The organism is Candidatus Sulfotelmatobacter sp. (assembly GCA_036500765.1).
In the GTDB taxonomy this organism is placed as follows: Bacteria; Acidobacteriota; Terriglobia; order Terriglobales; family Acidobacteriaceae; genus Sulfotelmatobacter.
On record DASYBM010000011.1, the window covers coordinates 131750 to 143981 of the forward strand.

The 12232-nt window shown below is 57.8% G+C and carries 8 protein-coding genes; 6 read left to right on the plus strand and 2 right to left on the minus strand.

Features of this window, described 5'->3' with window-relative positions; all coding sequences use genetic code 11:
• Window positions 1–22 precede the first annotated feature (22 nt).
• Entirely contained in the window at window positions 23–4033 is a 4011-nt protein-coding gene (locus VGM18_14175; GenBank protein ID HEY3974150.1) for a tetratricopeptide repeat protein, read from the minus strand.
• A 344-nt stretch (window positions 4034–4377) separates the two neighbouring features.
• Between VGM18_14175 and VGM18_14180 the strand changes: the two genes are divergently transcribed.
• From VGM18_14180 to VGM18_14205, 6 genes are all read left to right on the plus strand, one after another.
• Window positions 4378–6162 (plus strand): hypothetical protein, encoded by a 1785-nt coding sequence (locus VGM18_14180; GenBank protein HEY3974151.1) that lies wholly within the window; start codon window positions 4378–4380, stop codon window positions 6160–6162.
• On the plus strand, window positions 6159–7265 hold the full coding sequence (locus VGM18_14185) for a hypothetical protein (GenBank protein HEY3974152.1): 1107 nt from the start codon (window positions 6159–6161) through the stop codon (window positions 7263–7265). The genes VGM18_14180 and VGM18_14185 overlap by 4 nt, the downstream gene beginning before the upstream one ends.
• Window positions 7266–7365: 100 nt before the next feature.
• On the plus strand, window positions 7366–8178 hold the full coding sequence (locus tag VGM18_14190) for a hypothetical protein (GenBank protein ID HEY3974153.1): 813 nt from the start codon (window positions 7366–7368) through the stop codon (window positions 8176–8178).
• Entirely contained in the window at window positions 8175–8696 is a 522-nt protein-coding gene (locus tag VGM18_14195; GenBank protein ID HEY3974154.1) for a hypothetical protein, read from the plus strand. The genes VGM18_14190 and VGM18_14195 overlap by 4 nt, the downstream gene beginning before the upstream one ends.
• A 76-nt stretch (window positions 8697–8772) precedes the next feature.
• Window positions 8773–9765 (plus strand): hypothetical protein, encoded by a 993-nt coding sequence (locus tag VGM18_14200; GenBank protein HEY3974155.1) that lies wholly within the window; start codon window positions 8773–8775, stop codon window positions 9763–9765.
• Complete coding sequence (locus tag VGM18_14205) at window positions 9762–10877, plus strand: hypothetical protein (GenBank protein HEY3974156.1); 1116 nt, start codon at window positions 9762–9764, stop codon at window positions 10875–10877. The genes VGM18_14200 and VGM18_14205 overlap by 4 nt, the downstream gene beginning before the upstream one ends.
• 20 nt (window positions 10878–10897) lie before the next feature.
• On the opposite strand, the gene VGM18_14210 is transcribed toward VGM18_14205, so the two are convergent.
• Complete coding sequence (locus VGM18_14210) at window positions 10898–11830, minus strand: class I SAM-dependent methyltransferase (GenBank protein ID HEY3974157.1); 933 nt, start codon at window positions 11828–11830, stop codon at window positions 10898–10900.
• Window positions 11831–12232 lie beyond the last annotated feature (402 nt).

A 12232-nucleotide genomic window follows, 5' to 3' on the forward strand; every position in this document is an offset into this window, starting at 1 on the left:
TCATTCTAAAAGAGCTGCATTCTCAAAAAGTAACTTGCGCCACCGGAACAACCTGGGTGTGCGCATGCCCGGGAAAGTCGTAAAAGGTCTGCTCTCCCAGTCCAAACGAAAATCTCATTGGGTACGCGGCCGCCGTCTCCGAGCCCCGACCCCAGCTCCGGTCACGGGTATAGGTGGCCACAAAGTTCGCAGCCACATTGTCATAGGCGTGAAAGCTGCGTCCGGAAGACCAAGCTCCCGAAGCAGTAAGCGTCCAATGCGGGTTGAGTTTTGCGTCGAACCCAAAGCGTGGCCGAAGCGTTTGAGCGATTGCGTAGTCACGGCCTTCTACCCGCCACGCCCGCAGGAACTCCGCCACCGCCGAAGCGCGAAAGCGTGAACCGAATGCATGTTCCAGCCCGCCGTAGGTAACGGTCTGATAGTACTCGTGCACCGATGGCCCAAAGAGCAGATCGCGCGCGTTGTACCCGGTTAGCAGCGCGGTTCTTCCCCAGGGCCGGCCTACTCGGAAGTCGATATCAGCATCTTCGTCTCGCGAGTGCAAAAGCTGGTCGGTGAACGGGCCCGCCTCGCGAATCAAACTGCCGGAAACCGAGAACCAGTTGTAGATAGGACTGGTAGCCACATAGAGGAACTGGCGAAAAAGATTTTGATTCATCGGCACGGGCGAAACCGTGTCGCGCCGGACCGTGTACTGCAAGCCGGGATTGATCGACAGTTTTATGCCGCCAAGGCGCACAACCGGCACCACCGAAACGTTGAAGATCGTGTCGAAGGTATTCCGATCCTGAATGAGCAACTGGCTGGGAAACGACAAGCTGCCCTGAGCATTTCGCTCCCCAACGAAACCTTCAATCGGAAGAAGCGAGTTGGCGCGGAATTGAAAGTGGGAATCGGCGTAAGTCTCGACCGAACGCCGCGGAGGGGGCAGCAAAGCTCCTTGATTCTGCACGCCGCGCAGGCGGGCGTCCATCTGATAGATGTTCTCGTCTTCGAAGATCGGACCTACGCGCACGCCCGAACTCATGCCCAACCGGTCGATGATGGGATGGCCCTGTTGTTCCGCCAGTTCCATTTCGACGAGTCGCGTGTCAGGATTCTCGGGATCGAGCTGGTTGGCGCGCACGAAGTCGGCGAGGGCGCGATCATTCTCCCCGCGTTGGCGGTAGACATTGCCCTGAGCGACCAGAAACTCGACATTGTTTTGGCGGTCCGGATCGTCCGGCAGGCTGGCCAACTGCAATTCCGCAGCATGCGTGTCGCCCAGGGCCAGCGAGGCGTTGGCCATGCCGACCGCGACGGTGGTTTCGTCGGCTCCCAGTGCCTGGGCGCGCCCCAGCATACGCTCGGCGAGGGGATACTCGTGGATCGCCATCAGGATTTCCGCGGCATTCAAGTAGTCTTCCGCCGAAGTCAAATCAGTGGACGCCACTCGAGCCTCGGCAAATCCGAGCGCCACTTGCTGTTGCGCGTCGGCGGCCTTGCCTTCATCGGCAAAAAGCTGACCCAGAGCAAGACGCACCCGCAGACGATCTTCGTCGGAGCTTTCCAGCGCGCGGGAATATCGGGTCATGGCATCGCTGCGTCGGCCTAGAATTTTCAAAGCGTCCGCAGTAACGAGCAGGACTCTGTAATTCGATCCGCCCGTACGTTCAGCGGTGGCGATCGCTGCCAGGGCGTCGGACGATCGCCGAAGCTGAGCGTAGGATCTGGCCAAATCCGCGGAAATCATGGGATCGTTGGGCGCGACCGCTAATCCGGTGTGCAACGTCTCCGCCGAGCTTGCGTACTTATGAGCGCGATATTGCACATCGGCGAGCGCGAGGTAAGACGTTGGGGAATTGGGATTCAGCTGTAACGCTTTTTTGTATTCGGTTTCTGCGGAAGTCAGCATGGATCGCTGGCGATACGCCTCGGCCTTGGCGAGATGGAGGCTCTCCGAGTCGGGCAGTAAGCGACTGGCAATCTCAGCCTCCTTCAATGCTGCCACGGAACGACGCAGTTGAAGCAGGCTATAGGCTAACCCGAGGTGAGCTTCGCCGTATTGCGGATTGATCGCCAAGGCGTGGCGAAAGTCTTGCTCGGCCTTTGTGGCCAGGCGCATGTCGTTGTACACATAGCCGCGGTTCATGTAACCGACCGCGATGTTGGGATCGATTTCGAGGGCGCGCGTAAAGGAGCGGACGGCCTCTTCGTTTTCGTTGTGGTCGGCGTGAATGTAGCCTGCAATCAGATACAGGTCGCGATCGCCAGGCAGAATCGGTTCGAAGTGTTCAACCACTTTCATCGCCTCGTCGAGGCGCTTTAGAAAGAGCAGGTCGTAGGCGAGATAGTCGGCTCCTTCGCGGTCCTTGGGGAGTTTCTGAATTACCTGATAGCCGAGATCGGTCGATTCGGCATAGTTGCCGGTCATGGTCAGGTAGCGCTCGTGCTCGCGCATGACCTGCGGATCTTGCTGCACCGTTTCCGATGCGCGTGCGAGCCATTTCTTTGCCTGCGCGGGTTGGTGGGCTTCGAGGGCTGCATTCATGGCGCCGGAAACGATCAAAGGATTGCTTGGGGCCTTGTGGAATGCCTGCTCATAATTCTCTTGCGCTTCGGGAAACCGACGAGTTTCGCTGTCCAGGTCGCCGAGCGCCAGGAATGGCGCGAAGTCATCGGGATGCTTCTTCGCGAATTCCTGAAAGTAATGGCGGGCGGCCTCCATGTCCCCCATTTCGCGTGAGAGGAATCCCAGCGCCCCTAACGCTCCGGCACTCGATGGATCGATGGCCAGCGCCGCCTTATAGGTCTTGACAGCGTCGTCTCTCCGGTCAGCCTTCCACAATAGATGGGCATAGTTCAGCAGCAGCACAACATTGCGAGGAGCCAGTTGGATCGCCTCTTGCAAATCCTTTTCGGCGGATTCCATGTCGTTTCGAGCCAATTCAGTAGCCGCTCGCAGTCGCAGGAATTCGGGCCGAGCTGCACCGGTGAGGTTGATGGCGCGAATGGCATTGGTTGCGTCTTTGGTAACGCGGTCCGCGTTCTGGGTATCGCCGGCATCGCGATAAAGATCGGCCAGATCGACGCGCAGAGAGATCGGATAGAGAACACCCTCGGGCACTCCTTCGGGCAGGTGCTGAAGAGCAGCCTCGTAATTGCGGATCGCATTGTCCGTGTGATGTTCGTCCGCCTCCAGTCGCCCGCGCAGGGCAAAGAGGCGGTAGTGGTCAGGATTCAGCGAAGCGGCATGATTCAAAAGCGAATTCGCTTGTGCGAAGTCGCCGGCGTTGAGCATGGCCTGAGCAGCATTCAGTTGAATCTCAATGTCATTCGGCGCGCGAGTGGCCGCTAGCGCATAAGTTTTGGCAGCCGCGGGCGCGTTGCCGGCCAACGTGTAGGAATATGCCAACTCAGCAAGGACGTTCGGGTCTTTCGAATGCAATTCTTCGAGGCTGCGGATTGCCTGATCGTACTGGTCGATGTCGCGGTAGTAGCTGGCGATTGCCCGCACGATCTCGGGATTGTTTGGAGCCGCGCGCCGCGCTTTCTCGAGCATATTGTGGGCCGATTCGCTGTCTCCGACTCGTTCATAGGCACGAGCCATCAGAAGTTCAGTTCGAGGCGATGGCTTTACGGCTTCCGACCGGTGCAGATATTCGAGAGCTCGCTTGGGATCGGTGGAAAGCAGCAACTCGCCGGCAAGCTGAAGGTCCGTGTCGCTTCTTGGGTTCGCAGCCAGGGCCTGTTCGAGCGTTTGCTGGGCGTCGTCGGTGCGGCCCATCCGGGCATAGGTTTGGGCCAGACCAGAAAGCCCCTCCACTGAAGATGGCTTAAGCGCGAGGCCTTTTTTGTACGCGTCGACGGACAGCGGGTATTGTCCGCTCAGCCGCGCTGCGTACGCCAACGTAAACCAGAGATCGGCATTTTGCGGAGCGAAGTTGACGGCACGTTGCGCATGTGCCGTGGCAGAGCGCGGGTCGTTGTGTTGCAGTGCGGTCTGCGTGGCGCGCGCCTCGCGCGCCACCTCGATGCTCGAGCCCCAGCCCATTCCGGTTTCACTGCGAGGGGTCGCCGGTCGCTTTTTCGAAGGGGCTTGCGCAGGCGAAGGGGATGAGGATTGCCCGTTCACATCAAAGGTTTGGGCAGCGCAGATTGTACTCACCAAAATAAGGACTGCAAGCCGCACCGAGCCCTTGAATGATGGTCGCACCATTCCTCCTCCCAACTTCCTGGGTGACAATCTGGCTAGCGGCGAAGAACACACCTACCCCTCCGCCGTCGCTCAGATGCAATAAATTCCCACAGTGGTTGTGAACGTTCGCAAGACTACAGACCGCTTCCCCGAAGATTCCTGCCAACCTTTGCTGGGCAACGGTGAATCTGAGTCAGTTCATGAGAGGCCCCCTGGAAACATCTCCACTCCCGGCCGGGACCAGAAATTGGCAACGCCCGATACCCCTTGCCGCCATCATCCTGCTGGCGGTCGCGATCCACGGGCCATTACTGGTAATGGAGTTGCCGGCAACGACGTCATACGATGCAAATTTGCACATCTTTTTTGCCTCGCACTATGCGCACCACTGGTTCGATCCCTGGAACGAAAAATGGTTTGCGGGTTTTTCTCAGACCACCTACCCACCCCTCGTCCACCAATGGATTGCACTACTTTCGTATGTGGTAGGGCTTACCGAGGCTTTCATGCTCGTGCAATTGGGAGCGGTGGTACTGCTCGCGGTCGGAACGTACCGGTTCGCGCAGCTGTGGGTGGACGACCGTGCGGCCAGCTATGCAGGAGTGCTGGCGGTATTTGCGGGCAGCATTGCTTTCCTGGTCTATTCGGCCGGTCAGCTGCCGACTACATTGTCCGCGCCTTTGTACTTTCTGGCGCTGCCCTACTTCTACTCGTGGTGCGTTTCGGCTAGCTGGCGATCGCTACTGAAAGGCCTCGCGCTGACGTTGGCCGCCGCATCGGCGCATCACGTCACGCTGATCTTCGGGTCTGTCCTGTTCGCATTGCCAGTGTTGTGGCTGGCCTGGTATGACGGGCGCAAGAACGGACATGGCGGCGCGCGAATTATTGGGCGCGGCTTCGTTTTTGCGGTGATTTCCGTGGTGGGAGTAGGGATCGTGCTGTTGCCGTACTGGATTTCAATTATCCGTCATCCCATCGAGCAGATGCCCATTCCGCATGCCAGCCGTTCAAATCTGTTGATGAACTGGGCGAACGGAATGAATTTCTTCGTTGTGCCCTATGGGGCGTTGCTGCTGGCGTTGCCGTTTGTGGTACTCAAAGGCGCGTCGAACCCGCGATTGCGAGTGCTGCTGCTCGCGTTCTGGGCAACATTCATCATCGCGCTGGGAGGCACGACGCCTATTCCCCGGTGGATCTTTGGCCGGGCCTTTGAAATTCTTACGTACGAGCGTTTCACGCTGTGGGCAACGGTGCTGGCGCTGCCGATTGTGGGATTGCTGGCAAGAGAGGTAATCGATCGATCTCCGCGCAGAGGAGCAATTGCAGTGAGTACGGCCGCAGTAGCCAGCCTGGCGCTGGCGCTTGGTTGGCTGGCGTGGAGCCCCTTCAAAACGTTTAGCGCACTCAACGTCGACTCCGTAGTTTCGTTCCTGAATCGCGATGGCCACGATCAGTACCGCTATCTCACGCTCGGATTCGGCAATGCTCTGTCCAAGGTTTCGACCTTCGCCAACGCGAATAGCGTGGATGGCGAGTACAACTCGGCCCGCTTGCTGCCAGAGTTTACGCATTACGGAACGGCGCAATTGACCAGCGCAAAGTTCTTCGGCGCAGCCGGCATGGATTCTCTTCGAGCCATGCTGCAACACGCCAACCACTATGGGCTGAAATTCATTTTCGTCCACGATCCGTTCTATGAACCCTTGCTCGTTTTTGGTGGCTGGCGTCAGGTCGAGAGTTACGATTCGGGCACCATCACAGTATGGTCGAAGGATGATGCGCCGCCGGCAAGACTGATCCCTTCCGACGCGATGCCAGCGCCATGGGAAGGGTTGATGTGGGGCATTCTGCCCATCGGCAGCAGCTTCCTGGCTATTCTTTTTGTGTGGATGCTGGCTGAACCGCGTCACCTCCAGGAGGCGGAACCGGTCTCAATTCCAAGAGAAGCACCGGAGCACGCCTATGCCAGCGGGGTGCGCTCATGAGATGGGTACTGGCCATTTTCATCGCGGCCGCCACAGTAGTGCTGGTTGCCATCGCCTGGATGCAATCCGGGGGAATGACGCAACATGCGATGTTTCAGGCGCACACTCCTGAACAAGCGGTGCAGGCTTTGATGAGCCAAATTCAAGCTCATAACTACCAGCAGGCTTACGCCTCACTCGATCACAGCAGCGACACGGATCTCGCGTCCTTCATTCGCGATGTGGCCGGCTCCGACGGAAGTTTGCGTACGTACTCGTCATTGCAGACCGCGGATGTCTCGGCTCTCCATGCCGATCAAGACCAGGCGGTGGTTCGAGTCCGAATGACCTGGTCGAGCGCGGTGGGCTCGCTGGACGATGTGCGCGATCTGCATGTGCGGCGTGACGGTTCGGTCTGGCGTGTGGTTTGGCCGAAACCGGCCTTCACCACGGTGCCGCCGCAAGTGGTGTCGGTGAACTACTTGAATTGGGACATTATTGGCCGCAACACGTCGCAGGCCTGGGGCGCGCAGGATGTGGAGTCGCCGAAAGTACGCATCACTTCGATGAACGCAATCTCGCGCCCCGGCCGCGTGGTGATTGTCGGAGAGATCGAGAATGAAGATACGGTCCCCGCATATTTAAATGTGAATGCAACGCTGCTGAAAGCGGATGGCAGCCCGATCGAGGAAGAAGGCAGCTTCGACATGATCTCTCACGTGCTGCTGCCGAAGCAGGTCTCACCGTATCGCATTGATTTTCCGGGCGTGCGCATGGATGCGGTGAAGAGCGTGCGCATGGACGCTCGCGCGCTGTTGGTTCCGGCAAGCGCCGATCCTGTGATCGCGGTCAGCGACCAGACTTTGAGCAAAGACGCATTGAACCGGAACGTGTTGAAAGGCAGTCTGATGAATGAAAGCGGCCGCCCCGTCAACATCGCGCAAGTTCTAGCCGCCTATTACGACAATACCGGCAAGGTGATTTGGGTTTCGGATGGTTACGTCGATCAAGCGCTGATGCCGCAGGTGCCGGTCCCGTTCGCAGTTGATATTCCGGATGATGTTGCGCAGAGAATCAAGACGTATCGCGTAATCGTCAATCACTATTCTCGGTCCAGCAGCTAGCATGAGAGCTTTCACTCGCAGGCATTTCGGATTTTGCACAGATCGGATCGGCGCAGCCTTGGGCTGCGCGCTGATCTCGGGGCTTTTTTGCGCTTCAGCCATGGCTGCCGAATTGCGCGTACCTCCCGTTGTGGAAGCGGGCCAGGGCTTCTCGATCCCCACCGACGGCTCCGGGCAGGCGACGTTCTATCTCGTCGGACCCGATCGCGTTGTGAAACGTACCATGAATCTGGGCGGCGCATTGCAAATTCAATCCAGCGATGTGCGCGCCGCCGGCCTTTACCGTGTGATCGTTTGCCGCTCTTCGTCCTCCTGCGACTCCGCCACCTTCGACGTGATCGCCGCAACGCCCGCGCACATCAGTTTCTTCTTGCATCCTTCGCGCGTGCCGGTCTCTTCACCCGGTTCAATTGATGCCACGGCATTTGTGTTTGATCAGTACTTCAATCCGGTCTTAACGCCGGCGACCGTGGACTTTCGAATCAATCCGGCAAGCGGCGCCGGCTTCACACGGGAAGGGTCCACGCACCAAGGCGTGACCTGGATGCGCATGGATTCGACCCCTCACGAGGGCCGCGTACAAGTGACTGCCGCATTAGGCAGAGTGCAAGAATCGCGCGTAATTCAGCAGGTCGCCGCGGAGGCTTGCGGACTGCGCATGAAAGTCTTGCCCGGCGTTGCCAACCGAATGACCCTCGAAACCGATCCCGTACGCGATTGCAGCGGGAACGCACTGCCCGACGGAACCATCGTTTCATTCACTGCGGTCGATCAAGCTGGCAAGAGTACCGTCGATGCGCCGATCAAGAAAGGTGTGGCGCGAGCGCAACTGCCGATTCAAGGGCCCACGCAGATCAGCGTAGCGTGCGGCGTTGTAGTAGGCAATGAAGTCGCCGTCAATGGGAAATTATGAAAAGACTTCTGAAAGCTGCGGGGATCGTGATTGCGGATTGTCTGTTGGCCTTCGGGCAGTCTTCTGCGGGCCAATCTTCGCCCCAAATTCATCTCGATGCAGACGGCTTGAAGCCTCGTCCTATCGAGGAGCTTACTGGAACGACCATCGCGCATAACTACGCATTGGCTTGGCGGGACATGGCGTCGGCCCTCGAATCGAGCCAAGGCGGCGGACTTGGGGAAGAATTCGTCGGAGTAGCTAAGGATCGCCTTATGAAGAGAATCGCCGATCAAAGGCAGACCGGCGTTCATGTGCGAATTGTGGATCATGGTCATCAGGTGAAAGCGATTTTTTATTCCACGGATGGAACTGCGATGCAGCTTGTAGACGAGGCCCAGTTAGAGATTCTGACACTTGACGGAAACAAGTTGCTCGATACAGCGAACTCAGTCCACCGATATGTTGTCCTCATGACCCCCGGCGCCGATCGCTGGTATGTTCGCGATCTCGAGGAGACCCCCGCCAAAGCCTTCTGAGTACCGACTACGGACGCCAGCTTTGATCCAACTCTTGACCATTCCTCTTCATCGTAGCTGCTGCGGGAAATCGTAAATGAAGCTTTATCAACACTTATTATTGGCGTATGTGGCGACCATAACGTTGATTCCGAACGGGTGCAGTAGAGCGAATCCACGCAATCTGACGCTCAAAGACGTGCCTACAGCGCCGGGCAGTCCCAAGGTACTCGCGGACTACCAGCCCTGGTTCGGCGATCCGGACCATATCGATGTTGGCTACAACAGCCAGGATCCGAATGTTCTCCGCAAGCAAATTGAGAGCGCGCGGAACATGGGCATCTACGCCTTTGCGGTGGATTGGTATGGTCCGCGGCGTCCTTTTCTCGATCGCAGTACTGCGCTTTTGCAACGCATCGCCAGCGAGCAGCACTTTCACGTCGCGTTGATGTACGACGAAACCCAGGATGACAATGGGCATGCCACGGAAGATGCCATGGAAGCCATGGAAATGGCTTATCAAAAATATATTGGGCCCAAAGCCGCCGGACGCGATGCGTACCTGCTGTACAAGGGCCGGCCGGTCATCTTTGTATTTCCGAAGCGCGGGCGCACCGACTGGGATCAGGTGCGCCAACAGGTAAGTCAGTGGGAATCTCCGCCGCTCTTCATCTATCAGGACGAGCCGCCGCCGCAATACGAGAAGGATTTCGATGGCGAGTATGCCTGGGTGTTCCCCGGAAGCAAGGGATGGACGCCCGATGGTCAGGCCTGGGGCGAAGATTACCTGACCAAGTTTTATGCCAGGATGCGGAGCAAACATCCGGACTGGATCACCGTGGGAGGCGTGTGGCCGGGCTTCAACGATGCCAAAGCGTCGTGGAGTTTGAATCGGCATATCGATTCCCGGTGCGGACAAACTTTCGAAGATACTCTGCGCCTGTTCGATGAGAACAACGATTCGTCGCACCCCATTCCATTTGTTCTGATCGCCACCTGGAACGACTACGAAGAAGGCACGGCAATTGAGCGCGGCATACCGCATTGTGGCGATTCGAAACCGGCAGAAACCGGCGGAGGACGACCATGACAACCGGTAGGGAACGTGCAGCGGCGATGTTCGAGATCCTGGCAGTTCTGAATTTGCACGCGCTCACCCCCGCCGGGCAGCAAACTGAGGCCAGCCCGCACGTGAAACGCGCGCTTGGGGAATTGCGGCAGATGTCCCGGGAGCAGTGGTCTGACTTTCTTCGCTTTGCGGAATTACAGCGCGTAACCCTGCGCACCTTGCGTCTTCTGAAGAAATGGGCCGATGGGGGCGCATTCGCGCCGTTAGAAAACCTGGAAGATTTGGCGAACGCCGAGGAAAGACAGGTTGAAAACGCGCTTTCCTTTCTGCAAAGGGTCGTGAGGGCTCTCGAACGTACGGGGCACGCCCCGCTTGTAATTAAAACTCTTGATCACTGGCCCGATATCGGCAGCGACCTGGATCTTTTTATTTCGGCCACAGAGGCCGACACGGTTCGCGTCATGCGCGGCGAGCTGCGAGCCGAACCGCAACCGCAGAGTTGGGGCGACCGCTTGGCGCATAAATGGAACTTCCGAATTCCTGGGCTGCCGCAGTTGGTCGAAATTCATGTGGGACGCCTCGGGCAAACCGGCGAGCAAGACGCGCTGCCCGCGCAGCTAGAAAATACCAGAGTGATCCGCGATATCGGTTCGTATCGTTTTCGCGTCCCGGCGCCGGAGGAACAAGTTGCGCTCGCCACTCTACAACGAATGTATCGCCACTTCTACATTCGTCTCACCGACCTCGTAAACCTTACAGGCTTGGTACGAACGGGCCGTCTGGACTTTATGCGACTGCGCGCTTCTGGGCAGCATTGGTCAATCTGGCCAGGAACGGCTACGTTGCTGAAAATCACGTCAGATTACAACGAACGCGTGGGTGTCGGAGCGCTGCCGTTGCCTGAGTTTGTGGTTCGATCGGCGCGCTTCGGAGCCGAGGCGACGTACGTAGGAGAGCGATTCTTGCGTGTACCGATGGTGCCGCAAGGCTCGCAGTTATTCCTACAGCAACTCATTGCGACCGGAGCGGAGCGACGCTTTCGCGCGTTGGCTCGCCTATCGCTTTTGCCGGCGCTGGCTGCCGCGGCTTTTGTGAATCTCCGGATTACCGGGGACGACAAAGGGATCTGGTAGGGACCGGCCGCGCCATTTGCTCAAGCCAGTTTTCGCATCCAGAAACTGGACGGCCATACATGGTCTGCATCGCGAGTGGGAAGAAATCGCCGTTTGTTGGCACGCATCCTGCTGTAGCTGTGCTGCCATTGCGGGAAAGCGCTTTCCAGAGCTTCGGGCGCTCGGCTTTGCATGTAACTGCTACCCCAAAGAACCTCGAATTTTGGGTTGAACATCAGCAACGCCTGCAACAAATATTGTTCCGACCAGAATGACAGATTGTGCAAGACCGCCTGGCGTGGATAGTCAGCGGGAATGAAAATGTCGTGCGCATGAATCAGAACACCGGGGGCAACGCGGGGAACGATTTCGAGATATTCGCGCACTACGTCGCTGCCGATGCCTACAACGTGGCTGGAATCGAGGAACAGAATATCGCCCTCTTGCAGGCCGAGGAATATATCGAGATTGACATTTTGTATGGTTTGAGGGATCAGGTGGACGCGATCGCTCAGTGCCTTGTGCGGGAAACGGTCGGTGCAGGGATCGATTGTGATCAACTCACCGCGCACGCCGTCGCGCCTTAAGTTAAGATCCAGGGCCGCCGCCAATACCCTGCTGCTGTAGCCGCCGCCCACCTCCACGATTCGCCGGGGCCTGTAGTGGCGAACCATACAGTAAGCCATCTCGGCATCGAAGGTCTCAAAGAAGCCGTTATGGTAGTTGTAACCAACGCTGAAAAAAGGCGACGCGGCCGATTCCCATTCTGAGCGATACTGCGGAACCACGGTTCGCAGAAAATCCAATTGCCGGCTGAAGCCCAAGTCCAGGCCAATCGGCTCCTCCTCGGCCGGCCAGTTCCTGGATTCCAGTTCCCGCACATCCGGCACAGGCCAATAATAGTGATTGGGGCTCACTGTGATTCCAAAGCGCTGAAACGTGCGGAACACATTTCGCATTACGGCTAAGGCCATCTCACTCTCCCGCAGCTTCCGCACAAGGGTAAGCAGGGGTCGCCGTTCCCGGGCCGTCGCCTGCTCTGTACGATTCGAGAGCGCGACTTCGCGAAGGGCCGGGAGTCGGGTGGACGGGCGCAACGCAGAATTTTCGTTCGATGACATCTGCCTCCAATCGCCATTCAGGAAATCCGAAGTGCAATTTCTGATGCGATATGTCGGGGCTGTGATGTAAGGATTCTGCACTCGATTAATTGCCGGCAAGCCAAAGGGCATGTTCTGTCAGGCGAATGCCTACAGATGCCGGGGAAAACTCTTAGATCTCAACCGGAAAAACCGTAGATTTCTATACCTCATTGGGCTCTTAACAACCCTCTCGTTTAACTGGTCATCCTATGGCGGATTTGAACTAGGAGCGCG